The sequence below is a fragment of the Streptomyces sp. NPDC002403 genome, assembly GCF_053593015.1.
The window spans coordinates 37,734-53,856 of the sequence record NZ_JBSFBQ010000044.1; the positions used below are offsets into that span (position 1 = coordinate 37,734).

Genomic DNA, 16,123 nt, shown 5'->3' on the forward strand with positions numbered 1-16,123 from the left:
TCCGGCTCCTCTGCCACCGGCCATCCCGCAACCCTGGCAGGGGCCACCCCCGGGCGGACCGCCGCCTCGGCCGGGCGGTCGGCCGCCGCCAGGGCCTCGGCGTCCAGGGACCAGGAGGCCGATCTCGGTGCAGGCAGGATTCGACAGGAGCACGCCGCCCGTCCCACCCCAACCGGGCGCTTCCCCTTCCCGGCCGCGCGCCACGATGCCCCCGCTGTCGCGCCGCTCGACACCGGTCAAGGCTCACCGAGGCGCCCTGTGTTTCGGGGGGGGGAAGGGGACCGACCTCCCCGACCCCGCCATGGACCGGCACGCAACGCCCCGGGGTCCGGACGACGTTCGTTGATCCGGGCGGCGGGCGGCCGCCCGACCGTTCCAACGCCGCGACCACGACAAAGCCGGCCCGAGTCACGGGCCGGCATGATCCAGACGAAAAGACCCTAGTCGATGCGGTCCACCCAGACGCTTGCGACGTACCCCGCCCCCCACGGGTTGGAGACGACCGAAGTCTGGCCGACCGGGGCCCAGTCACCGAGGATGATGCGCTGCGGCAGTCTGGGGTCGAGCGGGTTGAGCACCGCGTGAATCCGGTGCTGACCGGTACCGCTGGTGCAGAGGCTGGAGAGGCTGCTCCCGGACGAGATGGTGCAGTTGTCGGGCGCTGCCTGGGCGGCGGGCGCCGTGGCCAGCATCAGGCCCACCGTGGCCGCCGCGACGGCCACAGCACCGGCAACACCGTGCTTCTTGGACAGGGACTTCGTGAACATGGGGACTCCTTCATCCGATGACGATGCGTGATGGGAAGGGGGCACATGTGCGAGTGGAGCGTGGAGCGGAACGATCCTGCTTCGACGGGCGGATCCCATGGGGTGCCACGGGCGCCGCGAATACCGAAGCATGACAATCAAGGAGAAAGTGAGTGATTACCTGCCTGATCGCCAGCCAAATCCTGCCCAGGTGCGCGGTTTCTGGCAAGAGCTTCGCCAGATTTGGTACAGACCAATTGGCGGCCGTCGGGTGCGCGGGACGTAAGCGGAGTCTCCGGCCGGTGAGCCGACGCCCTGCGGGCGTGTTGGCCGCCGGACGCGCGGGGGCAGGAGGCGTCGGGGGCCGCTCCGGTGCCGCCCGGGCCCGTCAGGGTGGCCACGGGGTCGAGGCCGGGGGCCGCGGGAACCCTGTGCTGCCCGCAGGCCCCGAACTCATGCCTGCCCGTACCGCGTTGCCAGTGACCCGCCCTACCGTTGAATACACCTTTTTCTCCGGAAGTTGCTGGATTGAGGCGCTTGTGAAAGACGGTGTATGCCACTCCGGACCGATCCTCGTCCTCGAACTCGACAAGGAAGACCTCGGCCTTCCGCTCAACAGCGGCATCAATGTCTCCGATCTGGTCCCGGAACTCCATCTCCACATCGCCGACCAGCCACGGGACCTCCTGGTCTGCGTCGAGCGCAGCCTCGGCCGGACGTGCAGGGCCGAACTGCACGGCGTCACGAGCCCCCACATGTACGTTACGAGCCGCGCACCTTCCCACCGTGCACGAAGTGACGTCCACGCAGAGCGGCCGCCACAAGGCGATGACGGACGTCATCGCACACCACTGACAGTCCGCAGGTGTCGAATCGAAGGTCGAGGCGACCACGAAGACCCGCACGCCCCGGCCCGACGCCACAATCGTCGGGAACGGAGGGCTCAGCCTCGGGTGCGAGGCCCAGTTCTAAAACGCCGGCCCGGGGTACCGATCGATCTCACCGAGCTCAAGCCGCAGCACATCGAGGAGCTCATCGATCAGCTCGACGAGGTCACCATTGACGTCGACGATCCCGACGGAAAGGTGCAGCTGTTCTGCGAGTGACACCGGCCACGATGCCGGACGCCCGGAGCCACCGACCCTCCCTCGGCGACCCGCACCCAGGTGCGCAACGTCTCGGGATTGACGTTCGGGCCCGACGGAACGCGGTCACAGCAGTATGTCGACGGCGTGCCAGTCTCAAACTCCGGCTCTCAAGACAGGAGTTGACTGGTCTTGACACGTCTTGTCCGAACTGGTCAGCGTAGGCACACGTTGCTGCGAACGATGGCAGGCTTCTTCGTGACCGGCTCACCCATTCATCCACATCCGGACCGTGCGCCCCGGACACCGCTCGACGGCCCGTTCCTGCCGATGCGTCCCACTTCCGAGGAGAACTCCGACATGTCATCTGCCACTTCCACGAAACGAACTGTCGCGGCGGTGCACGCCGCTCCTGTGTTCATGGACACCGAGGCGACCGTCGGCAAGGTCATCCGCTTCATCGAACAGGCCGGCCGGGAAGGCATCGACCTGCTGGTGTTCCCCGAGACCTTCGTGCCCGGTTACCCTTACTGGATCGAGGCCTACGCCCCGCTGGACCAGCAGGGCGCCAACGTCACCTACACCGAGGCGTCCGTCGAGGTGCCCGGTCCGCAGATCGCCCGGGTCCAAGCCGCTTGTGACCGCGCCGGGGTCGGCGCCGTTCTCGGTGTCAGCGAACGGCTCGCGGGGACCCGCACGTGTTTCAACAGCCAGGTCTTCATCGAACCCGACGGCACCCTTCTCGGAGTTCACCGCAAGCTCCAGCCCACCTACGCCGAACGGATCGTGTGGGCTCAGGGCGGCGGCGCCACCCTCAGCGTCTTCGACAGCTCTCTGGGCCGGATCGGCGGTCTGGCCTGCTGGGAACACACCATGAACCTGGCCCGGCAGTCCCTGATCGCCCAGGGCCAGCAGATCCACGCAGCAGCATGGCCCGGCCTCTCCACCATGACCGGCTTCGAGGCCGTCGCCGACATCCAGATCGACGCCATGATGAAAACCCACGCGCTCACGGCGCAGGCGTTCGTCATCTCCGCCGGAAACCCGGTGGACGAGACGTGCCTGCAGTGGATGGAGTCCACCGTCGGACCGCAGAAGCACATCACAGCGGGCGGCGGCTGGTCGGCCGTGATCCACCCCTTCAACCAGTACCTCGCCGGCCCGCACACCGGCCTTGAGGAGAAGCTCGTCACCGCCGAGATCGACCTGGCCGACATCAACGCCGTCAAGGTCTGGGTCGACTCCCGCGGCCACTACGCGCGACCGGAGATCCTCGGCCTACGGGTCGACCGACGCCCGCTCTGGCATGACGAAGGACACCGCGAATGGCCCGCCGTCCCGAGAGACGGCACCGTCACCCCGGCGGCCGAAACGGCCTGAGCAGACAACAACGGTTCCCTTTGGGCGGCTCTACGCAGTCGCCCTGGTTCATGGAGTACTGACCGAACGGACGGGCGTCCGGTCGCGGGCGGTGAGCCGGCCGAGGGCGATGGCAATGGGGGTGGACCCGGGGCGATCGCCCTCGCGCACGTACACGCCGCCAGAGAGAAAGCCCGGCACAGACACTCATCGAAGCGCATCACCGTCGAGCACACGCTCGCCGACCACCAACGCTGGAAGCAACTGACCCGCCGGACACACCGACGAGATGCCCTGCCCGACACCTACCGAGCCATCGTCGGCCTCGTCTCCGACCGCGCTTGGTTCCTTGCCGCTTTCACATGACCTTCGGCGATTTCTACAGACCATCCAGTCGCCTGGTCACTGTGTCGAGCGTCGGCCAAGGAGGACCCTCGCGCAGCAAGCGCAGGAATTCCTCTCCGAATCGCCTCCCATTCGGAAACTGGTCGCCAAGCTCCCAACGCCACGCGGCGACCATCGCGACAACGAGCTGCCGACACTCGTCCAGCAGCCCTTGGTCAACGCTTGGGTAGTGCTCGCAGACCGCCTCGGGAACATGGGCGAGATCGAACTCGACGGGTCCACGGCAGCACGTCTCAAGGTCGATGAACAACGGGCCGTTCTTCGTGGCGAGCACATTACCTGGATGCGGCTCGCCGTGGAGCAACTGCTCCACGGCGCCGCGGTCGTCGATCGCTCGTCGCAGGCTTGCCAGCCTGCCGCTGAGGAACACGCGGTCTGCGTCGGTGAGCTCCGGCGAGCGATCCGGGTCGGCGACAACTTCTTCCGCCTCCGTGATCCGGTCCGTGAACCTCGGGCTCGGCACATCGACCTCGCGCATGCCGGCGTGCAGCTGCTCCAGGGCCTTGGCATAGTCGACTGGTGAGGTGTGAGGTGTCACGGGCTCGTAGTAGGTCCACAGCGTCACTGCGAAGCCATCGCGCGTGTACACACGCGGGTCCGCCCGAGGATCCAAGGGACACACCGGGCATCCGGCCTCGGTGAGCCGCTGAGCGAGATCGACTTCGAACTGTGCAACCTCTTGTCCCACAGGGGCGACCCGGGCAAAGACGTCGCATGGCGTCAGCCGCAGCGCCAGCTTGTTCGAGTTGTGGAGAACGATTGCATCGTTGGCTGGCAGGTCGAGCGATGCGGCAATCGAAGTCGCAGCCGCAATCGCACGCGTGACGTCGGTCATATCCACCCTCGAATCTTGGCATAGATGAGCGAGGGCGATGCCAACCAGCGTGGCCAGGTGCCAACTGTCGTGGCTCGGCACAACATGTGACCCGGACCACTCAAACTTCAATGACACCGCTCAAAGCTCGATGGCACAGGACAGCAGGTCTGAAATGGGCCGCCCTCGACCCAGACCTGCACCCCATCGCCCCGACACATCCCGGTCGACACTTCCGACGCACCTCGAACGACCAGGTCCTGGAGGACCGGCTGCTTGGAACGGTGTGGAGCGTGCGCACAGCGAGGGCCAGGTCAAGTTCTTCCGGCTCGGCGAGACGGCCACCGGATCGCCGGTCGTCGTGCCACTGCACAGCCGGCCGACAGCCTGAGCCGCGCAACCGAAGAAACTGGCGGGGCCGGGAGGTCCAGGACCTTCCCGGCCCCGCCGGCACGGTTCGTGAGGAAGCGCCATGGACCGACTCCCGCCAGCACGGCTGCGGCTTCAGGGCAGCGAGGTCGGCTTACGGAGTGGGCGGGACGGCGCGGAGGCGCCGGAACGTACCGAGACCGCACAGGAACTGACGCTGTTCGCTGACTGGGAGCCCGGCGCATACGACCGTCTGGACTGAACCGGGACCCACCGCGGCGCCTGGCCCGGGGTACGGGGTCAGGTGGGGTTCAGCGGAGTAATGCCGGTACCCGCGTACAGCTCAGGCTCCAGCGACAGGACCGTGAGCGGGTTTCCCGCCTTCACCGCGTGCCAGGCGATCGCAGCCGCGTGAGCCACTGGCCGGTCCACGTTCCTCCAGTCCCTCGCATCCACCGCGTGCCCGGCGGTGAACGGAACGTTCTCCGCGAACCGCAGGGACGCCGCGTGCCGGCCCGCACCCGTGGCCTGCCGCTCCGCGGCAAGGAAAGACAGCGACGGGACGATGACGCCGCCGGTGCCGGTGCCGCGGGAGGCTTCGATGTGCAGCCTGGTGAAGAAGGGATCCGCACGGTACAGCGCGGCAAGAGCGGTGTGGTCCAGGACGACCGTCAGGTTCACGCGGCGGCGCCGCCCTGATGCGCGCGGATCCTCGCCCAGGCATCCTGCCCGGCCTGCTGGACCCGCTCGGTGTACTCGATGCCGAGCTCCCGGGCAGCCGCGGCAGCACGCTGCTCACGCTCGGCTTCCGTGAGCTCGCGGCCGACGAGCTCCTCCAGCAACTCGGTGATGGTCGTGCCGCGCTCAGCGGCGAGGACCCGCAGCCGGTCGCGCACTTCCTCGCTGGTCTTGATGCTCGTCGGTTTGCTCGTACCACCGGCTCTACCGCCGGTAGAACATTTGGGGAGAGCGCTGTCGGTCCACAGGCTTCGCGGGCACGGAGCGCACCTGCGGCATCCGGCGGCGCTGGAGTGGGCGGGCCCCGTTGCCCCTGGTCAGCGTCTGACGATCCGGTCGAGGACGGTGGCAACGCCGGACTTGATCGCGTCGCGGTGGTGGAGGGGTTCCGCGGGCAGTTCGCTGGTAGGGCGCACGCCCCGGTCGGCGAGCATGTAGAGCAGGCGCAGGGTACGCAGGCAGTTGCTGATGTGGGCGGGCACCGGGGTGCTGATGCGGTCGGCTCCAAAGCGGTCAGCGATTGGATCGAGCCAGCCGACGGCGTCGCGTTCGCTCAGGTCGGTGCGGGTGAGGACGCGGGCGATCGCCCGGGCCAGGCGGTCGTCCTCCAGTTGGTCGTAGACGTGGTTGGTGTGCGACGTCAGCCTCGCAGTGGCGAGATTCAGCATCCGCACCGGCGTCACCTCGAGGTGGCAGCCGAAGCTGGCGAGCAGGTCCGCGCCGTGCGCCACCGCGTGAAGCCAGCCGAGGGTCTCGTCGTGACCGCGCAGATCCCGCTCGGCTGGGTACCAGCGCTCGAACGCGTCGACCCAGCCGGCCTTGAAGTCCCCCGCGGCCACCAGCATGTCGAGCACGAGGGGCGCGAAGGTGCGGGCCTCGACCCGCGGGTCGGTGAAGCGGGCGGCCATCTGGTCCCCCAGTTCCAGCCGCCGTGACTTCTCGATCGTGCCGCGGGCAATCCAGGTCGCGAGGACGGCATGGGGCGCGCCGTCCCGGACAAGCGGATCGGGATCTGCCAGCGCACGGGACAATTCCCGGACGAGGTCGTCCATCGGGCGGTCGCAGGGCACGGCGCAGTCGGCGGCCTCGACGCTCTTCCAGTCGTTCATGACGGGCAGAATAGGTTCTCGTTGTCGTCGTACGCCTGCGAATTGTTTCCGGGTACCCGCTTTGACCTGGCAACTTCCATGCTGGGCCACGTAGTTCCGGCGAAATACGAGATCGCTGCCCGACCAGCGGGCACGGCACCCTCACCGCATCCGGACCGCGGTGAGGGTGCCGTGCCGGCCGGACCCGGCCAGCACCTCCACGACCAGGTCCGTCTCCACCCGTGTATACGGCTCGCCCCCTGCCGTCCTCTCCCCCACGACGACCGCACCGCTCAAGGCCTCACTGACACGAGTCGCAAGGGCGGGCTCCAGGCGCGCGGACATCCGGGCCGGCCCGCCCTCGTCCCCGACTGCCAGGACCAGATGGTGCGGTCTGAGCCGGGGGCCGGTGAACCCCAGCACCAGGGCGTCGATCGTGTCCGCGTGCCGTACTTTCACCCACCTGCGCTGTCCTGATGGCGGATAGCCCGCCCCGCCGCGTTTGCAGACGATCCCCTCGATGCCCTGCTCTCGCAGGGCGTCGTACCAGACCACGGCAACGTCCGTTCGTCGGTGGCCGGGACAGCCTGGACCGCCGGTTCGACATCGGCAAGAAGCTCCAGGAGGAGGGCACGGCGCTCGGTGTAGGGGCGGCTTCGGCAGTCGCCGATCGCCGAGTCCGGGTGCTGCAGGACGTCCCAGCAGATGTAGGAGGCCGGGTACCGGGTCGCCAGGGCACGGGCCCGGGTCACGGACGAAGCGGCACGTGACTGCGCCGCGGCGAAGTCGAGCCGCGGGCATACGACCGACTAGGGCATGACCGATGAGTCGCGCAACGGAATTCATGGATGCGGAGTCGTCCCCGGAAGCTCAGGGCGGTTGAATGTTCAGGTGGTGAACTGGGCACAGATGTACGACTGCTACGGGGACGTCGATCGCGTCCCTGAGCTTCTGGCGCGGGCTGAGCGCAAGGACGAAGCCGCGGCGTGGGATGAGCTGGGGCACCGGCTGGTCCTCGAGTACGACTTGGTGTTCCCCGCCAGTTTTGCCGCGCTGCCGCGTCTGGTGCGTCTGGCTTCGGGGAGTGCGAGGGCGCGTGGGCTGGCTGGGGCGATCGTCCGGTGCGCGGCAGGGGGCCACGGCTGCGACGATCTGCTGGCGGGCTGCGCCGCAGCAATCGCGGAGTTCCGGGGGTTGCTGGACCGGCACCTGCGGTCGCGGCCGGACGACTACCTCGCGACCTTCCGCGACTTGATCGCGGTCGAAGGGCAATACCACTGGAGTGCGGTCCTGGGGGACTTCTCGGACGACTTTTTCCAGGTCGCCTGCCCTCACTGCGCTGTAGAGGTGACGGTCGCTATCGGCAGTAACGGACGCTATTCAGCGATCCGGGACTGGAACCTGGGCGACGTGGACCGACGTGACCTGAGGCCGGCGTCCTCCAAGGGGCTCTCCAGTATCGGTCGTTGGATGCACGAGACCGCCGTCCGTGATGGGCAAGTTGTGCTGGCCGACGGAATCGCCCATCTCTTCGGCCGGGCGGAATGCCCACGCTGTGCCAGCGTCTTCAGCATCGCGGATGAGTACGCGTCTTCCAATCGCCCTCTCATGTGAGCGGTGTACAGCGACCGGCTGTGTCTCAGGTGCAGAGCCATAGCCGGATCGAAGCAACCGCGACCGTGCCATGCAATACGTAGGCCCGTTTGATGCCCCTATGGATGTCAAGTGTCGGCGTACAAGCGAACGTGGCTCTGGCAAGATTTTCGTAGCCGGAGATCATCTCGGTGTGAGGGTCGGCCGGTCCGCGTAGCGGGCAGTCTGTGGCTGTGCTCTGTTGAACTGGCAAGTCTGTTACCACAGTTGGCCGATGTGCTGGTGGTCTCGGCCGACGTCTCCGATGTTGTCGTGGCGGTCCGCGCCCGCACGAGATCCGGTGCTCCAGCGGGATGTACGGGCTGCGGCCAGCTCAGCGCGTGGTGTCACAGCCGTTATGTACGGCGCCTCGCCGACGTCACTCTCGGAGGCCGGCCCCTGCGCATCGAGTTGTCCGTACGGCGCCTGTACTGCGAGAGCCCGACTTGCCCGAAGGTGACCTTTGCCGAGCAAGTGCCGGGGCTGACCGTGCGCTACCAGCGGCGCACACCCCAGTTGCAGGGCCTGGTGGAGGCTGTCGGCGTGGTGCTGGCCGGCCGCGGCGGTGCCCGGATGCTGCGGATCCTGAACGTCACGCTCTCACGGTGCACGGTCCTGTCCCAGCTGATGCGGGTGCCACTTCCACTACTGGATACACCCCGGGTGCTGGGGGTGGACGACTTCGCGCTCTACGGCGGCACCTACGGCACCCTCCTGGTCGACGCCACCACCCGGCTCCCGCTCACCCTCTGGGAGGGACGCGACGCGGAACAGCTCAGCCGCTGGCTCCGTGAGCACCCGGGGGTCGAGGTCGCCTGCCGCGACGGCTCCCTCACCTACCGACAGGGCATCACCGCTGGCGCACCCGACGCCGTGCAGGTCAGCGACCGCTTCCACCTCTGGCAGGGCCTCTCCCACCGCGTTCAGGACATTGCCTCCGCCCACCGCGGCTGCCTGGCCGCAGCACTGCCACCGGACAGGGAGACCGGTCCCGCACCGGTCGAGGAGGCCACCGGGAACACCGCGGCGGACACCCGGGCCGGGCGGCATGCCCGAAGGCTGTTTGAGGCCGTGCACGCCTTGGCCCGCAGCGGCCGGAGCCACAGTTCCGTGGCCCGGGAGCTCGGCCTGGACCGCCGCACCGTGCGCAAGTACGCCCAAGCCCGCACCTGGCAGGAAGTGATGCGCCGCCCGCCCCGCAAGCACTCCGCCCTGAACCCCTACCTCGACTACCTGCAACAACGCTGGGACGAAGGACAGCACAGCGCGAAGATCCTGCACGAGGAACTCCAGGGCAAGGGTTACCTCGGCCACTACCAGCGGGTGAAAATGGCCGTCGCACCCCTCCGACGGGGCCTGCCGCTGGATGAGCCACGCGAGCGGCCGCCCTCCCCACGCGAAGCCGCCCGCTGGATCACCACCCACCCGCACCGCCGCAACCGCCACATCAACGACCGCCTGCCCCGACTCCTCGATCACTGCCCCGAACTCAGGCACACCCACGACCTGGTCCGCCGATTCGCCACCATGCTCGACAACCGCGACGCCACACCCATGCCAGGCTGGCTGAACGACCTCGCAAACAGCGGACCGGCCCCTCTCGCCGGCCTCGCCCGAGCCCTGCGCGAAGACCGCCATGCTGTCGCCCAGGGCATCACCACCCTTTACAACTCCGGAGTCAACGAAGGACGCATCACCGACATCAAGCTGCAAAAACGCCTGATGGCCGGACGCGCCGGCATCCCACTACTCCGCCAACGCGTCGTCCTGATCGCCCACCTCCGCCGCCGCTACGCGGACCGGCCGACCAGGGAGGTGGGCCCGTTTTGACCATTCACCCCGGGATAGCTCCCACCCAATGTTCCGCAAGTGCAAAAAACGCGCACTGGCAACAGGGCGTGCAGGGATGAAGGGTGAATCGTTAGTTCGAGAACCCCAGACTGGCGCCGCGGGAGCTATTCTGAACATGTTCATTTCTGCTGGGGTGGCATCGGGCTGGGGGCATGATGGGCAATCGCAGGCGGGGAAGATGGTTGGCAATGGGCCCGGTGATGATTCTTGTCATGGTCGCCAGCGGCTGTGGGGCGCTCTTCTACCCCAGTCTGCCGACCGTCCATAACGTTTCGGCCAGAGAACTCGCTGGAGACTGGAGCGGCCCCGACGGCGCGGAGGTGGCCCTGGAGAGGGATGGCCGAGCCGTGGTGAGGAATCTCGGAGGCGAGGACTGGGATTTCGACGAAGGCTGGGGTCTGTCTGGTACCGGGACCTGGCAGCTGATCAAGGGGGCCAGCGGAGAGACGATTGGTGGTGCCCCGGCAGTCCAGATCTCCATCACCAATGTGACGGGGCAAATCCAGCGTCCCCCCAGGGACATCGACGAGTGGACGACCACACCGCACACTCCGATAGGCCGTTACACCTGGAAGTTCGGCATGGAGCGGACCAAGAAAGGGCTTCAGCCCTACTACCTTGCTGGGGACCCGGACGCTCCCAACCTGTATCACCTCAAGCGAACGTGACCGGGTCGACACCCAAGTCAAGGTGATCTCCGGCTACGAAAATCTTGCCAGAGCCGCGAACGTGCACCATCTCGTGCGGATGAAGGTGCACCGTTTTCAGTGCGGTGACGGAGTGGGGACCACGATTCTTCTGCTGTCGGTTCGGGGCCATCGCTTGTCTTTGCCGCGGCGGTGTCGGGCAGCCTTGTCCGGCTGGTTGACCTCGGTCACCTCGATGCCCTCAACGCGCAGATGCCGGGCCAGGGCAGCCCCGTAGAAACCGGTGCATTCAACGCCGACCCGTCGCCATACTCCGAAGGACCGGGCCCAGCCGAGAACTTGCCGGTAGCCGTCGGTGGTCGCGGGGAAGCTGCGGCTGTCGAGGGCGGCGCCAGGCACGGTGATGACGGCTGCGGCGTGAACGTCCTTGTGGGTGTCCACGCCCAGCAAGACGTCCTCCTCGGCGTCCGCGGGGTCGTGACATGGGGCAGTGGGCTGCGTGATGCTGGACAAGGTCGCCTGTCTCCCGATCGCCTGGGGAACCGGTGGCTGTCGCCGGGCCGGGGGCGGTCAGGACTGTGACGGTGCCTGTCGCGAAGGCCCCTATCGGGACACGTCCCTGTGCCCGGCGGCAGCAAGTACCGCCCCAAACAGTGACCGACAGACCAAACTCAAGGCACTGGGCCAGTCGTAGCGCGAGTCAGGCCACCGCCCGGAGCGGCACCTGAGCATCCTCACAGCCGTAGCGGGTTGCGACCGCGCGGAAGCTCTTGAGCCGGCTGATCGTCCGCTCCACTTCATTGCAACGCCTGTAGGTGTCCCTGTTGAACCCGGTCGGGCGGCCACCCTTGCTGCCGCGGCGTTGGCGGTTGGCCCGTTGTCGACGTACTTCGCATAGTGCTCATCTGTGGGGTACTCGGTGCCGTCTTCCTTGTATCAACCGGGGTTGGAGCGTTCGGGATGTTCTGGGTTCCCGACGGCCACGGGCACTGAGCCTCTTCCAACCTCACGCTGAGGTGTGAAAAACGGACCAGGACTGCCTGGACCATCGTGGTGGTGCGGTGCCACCTGCCGGACTGCGCGCGACCCGGGCCGCTGCCCGCACTTTCGATCCTCGCCAGCATCCCCGCATCCCCTCGCCCCTCGGCCAGGCGGCACATCACTGCCGCCCAGGGCCCGTTCCGGATTTCTGAAATGGGCCCCGCAGGCAGGCGCATGGTGGCGCCCGCAACACGCCTTGCAAGAACGCCTCCTGCACGAACGTTTCGATCAGGGGTCGGTTCGTTGGTCCGGTGGACGGAAGGGTTCCTCTGGGACGGGGAGCGTCCTCAGCGGACACGGGTCCCATTGAAGTCCGTGGAGCCCATGCGGTAGGCACGCTTCTTTCTTCGACTCACCGGGCATCAGTTGGCCGGGCTGAGCGCCTTGGTCAGCGATCGGGCTGTCACGCTCCCGACCCCGAGCTCATCCGAGTCGACTGCCTGCAACGGGCATCCGGCGCCGACACGCTCGGCGAGTTCGGCACGCAGGGTGGCGAGTTCGGCCATGCGTGCGTCGACGATCTTGATCTTTTCCTCGAACAGCGCGGACAGCGCCTCCGCGACGTCCGGTGCCCCACGCAACTTCTCGCCGGCCCGTGCGATCTCCGCCAGAGAGAATCCGAGTGTCTGTGCGGTGCGGACATAGTGCAGCCAGGCCACTGCCTCGGGTGGGAAGTCGCGATAGCCGTTGGCCATGCGCCTGCCTTCGATGAGGCCAACTTTCTCGTAGAACCGGATCGTGTCCCTGGTCAGCCCCGTCTGCGCGGCCAGCTCTCCGATACGCATATCTCAGCGCCCCCCTCGAACGGTGAACTTGACCTTGGACCGTACTCCACTGTTTAGCGTGAGGCGTCGCTGACACCAAACCCGCCGGAGCCTCATCATGATCCATCTCTCCGCCCCCGCACGTCCGGCCTATCTTCATGTCGTACGAGCGAGCGCCTGGTACGACCTCGCGGTCACCGCAGGGTTCGTCACACCGTGGACGTACGCGCTGGTGCACGACGCATTGTCCTCACTGGGCGACGCACTCGGGTGGGGCGTTCTGCCCGGACTCGACCCGTGGCAGACCCTGTACGCGAATCTGATGGGTTCGGTCGTGGTCATCTGGGCCGCCCTGCGTATCGTCCGGCCGATGCCGCTGCACGGACTGTTCGACGGCATCGCACGCATCCTGTTCTCCACGTGGATGGCGTGCGCACTGGCCCACGATGTCTCGCGGATACTGTGGCTGTTCTTCACCGTCGAGGTGGTTTGGGGGGTTGTCCAGCTTGTGCCCTGGTGGCGGAACCGAACACAGTAACGCCAAATGACGCCGCTCGCCGCAAGATCAGGCCGCCGGACACCTTCGGCAACACACACGACAAAAAACGTGTCCAGTTCTCCGTACTGCGACACCGAGAAGTGATACACGCAATACTGGTGGCACAAGCAGAATGCGACGTGGAAGAACGACTGCGCCACTTCCTGCGGCAACGAGAACATCAAGTGCCAGGCTCTGATCGCCGCACCCGGAAGCGGTTACCGCCTGGAACAGGGCACGCCCGTCTGCCGCGCCGAGAACAGCACGTCGCCCGCCCCGCGCGGTCAGACACGCGTACAACTCGTCGCGGAGGCATGACGCTTGCGCGAGTGCCTTGCGGGCGATCTTCGGTGTGATGCCGCGGGCCCGGAGGAGGCGGCGGTACTTGTCGTAGTGGTGGCCGCGGTCGGCGAACAGCCGGCCCGGCCGGTGCCTTGGTCGCCCGCGGATCCCGCGGATGCGGGGTATCGCGTCCAGCAGTGGCATCAGCTGAGTGACGTCGTGGCGGTGTCTGCTGGTCAGCGAGATGGCCAAGGGGTGCCGTACCGGTCGGTGATCAGGTGGTGCTTGCTGCGCGGACGCGCGCGATCGACCGGCGAGGGTCCGGTGTGAGCCCCCATACACACGGTCCTCGGCTCGGCGCCGACCGGACATCGGCCCGATCGTCACGCCCCGGAGCCAGGCCGAGACCGCGGACTTCACATACAGGTGGTCGGCACTGGCTCCGCCCCCAGGTCGCGGTCACTGTACGCGGGGCCTGTCACCCCCGATACCGCTGCGCCACTGCCGCGAAGGCGGCCTTGGGTTCCCATTCCATGTCGGGATACGTCTGCCCCCGGCGTCCTTCGAGGAGTTTGACGATGCCCAGGCCGGCCCGGTCCAAGTCGTCCCGGGGGTCGCCGTCCGGGCGGTGCGGATAGCCGGGCAGGGCGAACAGGAACACGAACGCACTGTCCACGCCCTCGGTGTCGAAGATCTCCAGCAGTTCGCTCAGATATGCGGCCTGGCCGGCCTCGTCACGCTCGTATACGCCGCTCAGCCGTACTGGAGCCTTGGTCTCCGGGTCGTGCTCGACCACTTCCAGCACCCGCCCACCGCGGTCCCCGGCACCACGGTAGGCCGCGGTGCCGAACCCGGTGATGGCGAGCGGCTTCGAGCCCTGGGCCAGGGTGCGCACCGCGTCCCGGAACCGGTCGGCGACCTCGGCGGAGCGGATCAGCTCGAACGTCACAATATCGAAGGGGGTCCAGTCGACCTGCTCGAACTGGATGGATGCGTAGGTGAGCTTGCCCTGGAAGCGCTCGCGGACCGTGGCCGCGGCGTCGCGGAGGAATGCGTTGATGCGCGCGCCGAGCTCGCGCATCGCTTCGGCCCGCCGCTCGGGTCGGCTCATCAGCTGCTCGACCCTCTCCTCGGGGCTCTCTCCGGGCAGGAACCCGCGGCTCATCACGCTCAGCTCGACCCCTGCGACGAACACGACTGTGGCTCCCTGCTGCCGGAGGCGTTCCGCTCGCTCGGCGCAGTCGCGGAAGAGCGTGAGGACCTGTTCCGGATCCAGCTCCAGCGGGTAGGGCGAGAACCAGACCTCCAGGCCGAGTTCGGCGGCGGCACCGGCGGCCAGCTCCAGTCGGTCCGGGTCGCCCCCGATGATCTGGACCGCGTTGCAGTGCAGGTCGTCGCGGATGATGGCGAGTTCGCTCCTGACCACCGCAGGGTCGAATTGCTCGCGGGATGTCCGGCCGTGCACGACGAATCCGGTGTCGTAGGTCATTCCTCTTGCTCGCATGGCGACGCCCTCTCCAACGGTCTCGGCCGGTTCGAGGTTGACAGGAAACGTGCGTGCACGCAAGTTTGCGCGTGCGCAGCCATGTGTGGAACGCTGACACCGTGACGACACCACCACCAGGGTTGCGGGAGCGGAAGAAGCAGGCCACGCGCGAGGCGCTACGCGCGGCGGCCCTGCGCCTGGCCGTGGAGCGCGGACCGGACCAGGTGCGGGTCGAGGACATCGCCGAGGCCGCCGGGGTCTCGCCGCGCACCTACAACAACTACTTCGCCAGCCGCGAGCAGGCGATCGTCTCCGCTGTCACCGCGGACCGGGAGGCGCGGATCGCGGCAGCGGTCGCGGCCCGGCCCGCAGGAGTGCGCCTGGCTGACGCCGTCACCGAAGCAGTGGTTGAGCAGTACACGAACACCGGTGAGCGCGAACACGAGGCGCTGCTGCTGATCACCACCCGGACCGCGCTGCGCGAAGCGTTCCTCGATTCCACCGCCGGCATCGAGCCCCCTCTCACGGCGGTGATCACCGAATGCATTGGTGACGCCGGGACGCACACGGCCCGCGTTCTCGCGGCGAGCGTGGCCGCGGCGGTACGCATCGCACTGGAAGGCTGGCTCCGGCCGGCCGGGACCACAGAGGCCGCCGGGAGCTTCGGCGCCGGAGCACTGGTCGTGCCCTCCGGCTCACTGCCCGACCAGCTCCGCGCGGCACTGTCCCCGCTCACGCCGGCATTCGACGCCGCCGAACAACGCACCCGGCCGTGAAGTAGACCCACTTGGGGCACCGCTGGACGAACAGTGGCCCGGAACGCAGACGCGACATCGCCGGCCAGCCCGCTCAGCACACGCCCGGCGCAACACGGCCACCTCGGCCGCCACGGCATGGCGGCGCGGGCGCAGGCGTCCTCGATCGGGGCCGACGCGTCCTGAAGTACGGCCCCGGCCTCGACGAAGGAGCGGCGGCTGAGCGCGGACGTCTGCACCCACGCCGCCCACGCGATGGTCGGGTCCAGCCAGCGCTGCTGTGCGGCCTGCCGGTCGCCGCGAGGGCGCGTGGGTGGTCGGCCAAGGCGTTCTCCCGGGTGCGGAACAGCCCGATGAAAGCAGCAGACTGCCGGGGCGGGTCAGCCGCAGCAGTAGGCCCGGCCTTTGGTCATGCGTCAGCTTTCTCCCGTGTCTGCCTCAATGCCAGAGAACCGCTTTGGGCTTGGCCGGCTGGACTGCCCTTGCCCCTCAGATATTCGGCCGGTCAGATGACTTTCCTGGC

The 16,123-nt window shown here is 67.7% G+C and carries 17 protein-coding genes and 3 pseudogenes; 9 read left to right on the forward strand and 11 right to left on the reverse strand.

Going from position 1 to position 16,123, the window contains the following annotated elements; genetic code table 11:
* Nucleotides 1-440: 440 nt before the first annotated feature.
* On the reverse strand, nt 441-767 hold the full coding sequence (locus tag ACWCPY_RS33155) for a hypothetical protein (RefSeq protein WP_451271255.1): 327 nt from the start codon (nt 765-767) through the stop codon (nt 441-443).
* A 458-nt stretch (nt 768-1,225) separates the two neighbouring features.
* On the opposite strand from ACWCPY_RS33155, the gene ACWCPY_RS33160 reads away from it, so the two are divergent.
* The 3 genes and pseudogenes from ACWCPY_RS33160 to ACWCPY_RS33170 form a co-directional block, all read left to right on the forward strand.
* Nucleotides 1,226-1,852, forward strand: a complete 627-nt coding sequence (locus ACWCPY_RS33160) for a hypothetical protein (RefSeq protein ID WP_451271257.1) — start codon at nt 1,226-1,228, stop codon at nt 1,850-1,852.
* A 339-nt stretch (nt 1,853-2,191) separates the two neighbouring features.
* Nucleotides 2,192-3,211 (forward strand): carbon-nitrogen hydrolase family protein, encoded by a 1,020-nt coding sequence (locus ACWCPY_RS33165; RefSeq protein ID WP_451271259.1) that lies wholly within the window; start codon nt 2,192-2,194, stop codon nt 3,209-3,211.
* Nucleotides 3,212-3,373: 162 nt separating this feature from the next.
* Nucleotides 3,374-3,556 (forward strand): annotated as a pseudogene (locus ACWCPY_RS33170) (hypothetical protein); the annotation flags it as partial.
* A 13-nt stretch (nt 3,557-3,569) separates the two neighbouring features.
* Here the strand turns inward: ACWCPY_RS33170 and ACWCPY_RS33175 are convergent.
* The gene (locus ACWCPY_RS33175; protein ID WP_451271295.1) at nt 3,570-4,430 is read right to left on the reverse strand and encodes a phosphotransferase; all 861 of its coding nucleotides are present in this window, start codon (nt 4,428-4,430) and stop codon (nt 3,570-3,572) included.
* A 451-nt stretch (nt 4,431-4,881) separates the two neighbouring features.
* Between ACWCPY_RS33175 and ACWCPY_RS33180 the strand changes: the two genes are divergently transcribed.
* Entirely contained in the window at nt 4,882-5,040 is a 159-nt protein-coding gene (locus ACWCPY_RS33180; protein WP_451271261.1) for a hypothetical protein, read from the forward strand.
* Between the two features lie 38 nt (nt 5,041-5,078).
* Here the strand turns inward: ACWCPY_RS33180 and ACWCPY_RS33185 are convergent, their stop codons facing one another.
* The 4 genes from ACWCPY_RS33185 to ACWCPY_RS33200 form a co-directional block, all read right to left on the reverse strand.
* Nucleotides 5,079-5,459, reverse strand: coding sequence for a PIN domain-containing protein (locus ACWCPY_RS33185; RefSeq protein WP_451271263.1), 381 nt, complete (start codon nt 5,457-5,459; stop codon nt 5,079-5,081).
* On the reverse strand, nt 5,456-5,764 hold the full coding sequence (locus ACWCPY_RS33190) for a ribbon-helix-helix protein (protein ID WP_451271297.1): 309 nt from the start codon (nt 5,762-5,764) through the stop codon (nt 5,456-5,458). Before ACWCPY_RS33190 ends, ACWCPY_RS33185 begins: the two co-directional genes overlap by 4 nt.
* A 69-nt stretch (nt 5,765-5,833) precedes the next feature.
* Entirely contained in the window at nt 5,834-6,625 is a 792-nt protein-coding gene (locus tag ACWCPY_RS33195) for a DUF2785 domain-containing protein (RefSeq protein WP_451271265.1), read from the reverse strand.
* A gap of 141 nt (nt 6,626-6,766) precedes the next feature.
* Nucleotides 6,767-7,159, reverse strand: coding sequence for a hypothetical protein (locus ACWCPY_RS33200; protein ID WP_451271267.1), 393 nt, complete (start codon nt 7,157-7,159; stop codon nt 6,767-6,769).
* Between the two features lie 261 nt (nt 7,160-7,420).
* On the opposite strand from ACWCPY_RS33200, the gene ACWCPY_RS33205 reads away from it, so the two are divergent.
* From ACWCPY_RS33205 to ACWCPY_RS33215, 3 genes are all read left to right on the forward strand, one after another.
* On the forward strand, nt 7,421-8,218 hold the full coding sequence (locus ACWCPY_RS33205; RefSeq protein ID WP_451271269.1) for a hypothetical protein: 798 nt from the start codon (nt 7,421-7,423) through the stop codon (nt 8,216-8,218).
* Nucleotides 8,219-8,479: 261 nt separating this feature from the next.
* Nucleotides 8,480-10,066 (forward strand): ISL3 family transposase, encoded by a 1,587-nt coding sequence (locus tag ACWCPY_RS33210; RefSeq protein ID WP_451271299.1) that lies wholly within the window; start codon nt 8,480-8,482, stop codon nt 10,064-10,066.
* Nucleotides 10,067-10,275: 209 nt separating this feature from the next.
* A complete protein-coding gene (locus ACWCPY_RS33215) occupies nt 10,276-10,755 on the forward strand; it encodes a hypothetical protein (RefSeq protein WP_327277748.1) in 480 nt (159 codons plus the stop codon).
* 96 nt (nt 10,756-10,851) lie between these two features.
* Here ACWCPY_RS33215 and ACWCPY_RS33220 read toward each other — a convergent pair whose 3' ends face one another.
* The 3 genes and pseudogenes from ACWCPY_RS33220 to ACWCPY_RS33230 form a co-directional block, all read right to left on the reverse strand.
* Nucleotides 10,852-11,175: an IS110 family transposase gene (locus ACWCPY_RS33220; RefSeq protein WP_451271301.1), complete on the reverse strand. Its 324-nt coding sequence runs from the start codon at nt 11,173-11,175 to the stop codon at nt 10,852-10,854.
* A gap of 301 nt (nt 11,176-11,476) precedes the next feature.
* A pseudogene (locus ACWCPY_RS33225) lies at nt 11,477-11,626 on the reverse strand (IS5/IS1182 family transposase); the annotation flags it as partial.
* A gap of 511 nt (nt 11,627-12,137) precedes the next feature.
* The gene (locus ACWCPY_RS33230; RefSeq protein WP_451271271.1) at nt 12,138-12,560 is read right to left on the reverse strand and encodes a MerR family transcriptional regulator; all 423 of its coding nucleotides are present in this window, start codon (nt 12,558-12,560) and stop codon (nt 12,138-12,140) included.
* Between the two features lie 97 nt (nt 12,561-12,657).
* Here ACWCPY_RS33230 and ACWCPY_RS33235 point away from each other — a divergent pair, with 97 nt between their 5' ends.
* Nucleotides 12,658-13,077, forward strand: coding sequence for a hypothetical protein (locus tag ACWCPY_RS33235; protein ID WP_451271273.1), 420 nt, complete (start codon nt 12,658-12,660; stop codon nt 13,075-13,077).
* 309 nt (nt 13,078-13,386) lie between these two features.
* On the opposite strand, the pseudogene ACWCPY_RS33240 reads toward ACWCPY_RS33235, so the two are convergent.
* A pseudogene (locus tag ACWCPY_RS33240) lies at nt 13,387-13,733 on the reverse strand (transposase); the annotation flags it as partial.
* Between the two features lie 104 nt (nt 13,734-13,837).
* On the reverse strand, nt 13,838-14,848 hold the full coding sequence (locus ACWCPY_RS33245) for a hypothetical protein (protein ID WP_451271275.1): 1,011 nt from the start codon (nt 14,846-14,848) through the stop codon (nt 13,838-13,840).
* A gap of 116 nt (nt 14,849-14,964) precedes the next feature.
* On the opposite strand from ACWCPY_RS33245, the gene ACWCPY_RS33250 reads away from it, so the two are divergent.
* A complete protein-coding gene (locus ACWCPY_RS33250; RefSeq protein WP_451271303.1) occupies nt 14,965-15,621 on the forward strand; it encodes a TetR/AcrR family transcriptional regulator in 657 nt (218 codons plus the stop codon).
* Nucleotides 15,622-16,123 lie beyond the last annotated feature (502 nt).

Excerpts from the sequence above, each read along its gene's own strand:
- ACWCPY_RS33175 (WP_451271295.1), bottom strand. The coding sequence starts at position 4,430 with ATGACCGACGTCACGCGTGCGATTGCGGCTGCGACTTCGATTGCCGCA.
- ACWCPY_RS33155 (WP_451271255.1), bottom strand. The coding sequence starts at position 767 with ATGTTCACGAAGTCCCTGTCCAAGAAGCACGGTGTTGCCGGTGCTGTG.
- ACWCPY_RS33215 (WP_327277748.1), top strand. The coding sequence starts at position 10,276 with ATGGGCCCGGTGATGATTCTTGTCATGGTCGCCAGCGGCTGTGGGGCG.
- ACWCPY_RS33180 (WP_451271261.1), top strand. The coding sequence starts at position 4,882 with ATGGACCGACTCCCGCCAGCACGGCTGCGGCTTCAGGGCAGCGAGGTC.
- ACWCPY_RS33235 (WP_451271273.1), top strand. The coding sequence starts at position 12,658 with ATGATCCATCTCTCCGCCCCCGCACGTCCGGCCTATCTTCATGTCGTA.
- ACWCPY_RS33205 (WP_451271269.1), top strand. The coding sequence starts at position 7,421 with ATGACCGATGAGTCGCGCAACGGAATTCATGGATGCGGAGTCGTCCCC.
- ACWCPY_RS33165 (WP_451271259.1), top strand. The coding sequence starts at position 2,192 with ATGTCATCTGCCACTTCCACGAAACGAACTGTCGCGGCGGTGCACGCC.
- ACWCPY_RS33230 (WP_451271271.1), bottom strand. The coding sequence starts at position 12,560 with ATGCGTATCGGAGAGCTGGCCGCGCAGACGGGGCTGACCAGGGACACG.
- ACWCPY_RS33245 (WP_451271275.1), bottom strand. The coding sequence starts at position 14,848 with ATGACCTACGACACCGGATTCGTCGTGCACGGCCGGACATCCCGCGAG.
- ACWCPY_RS33195 (WP_451271265.1), bottom strand. The coding sequence starts at position 6,625 with ATGAACGACTGGAAGAGCGTCGAGGCCGCCGACTGCGCCGTGCCCTGC.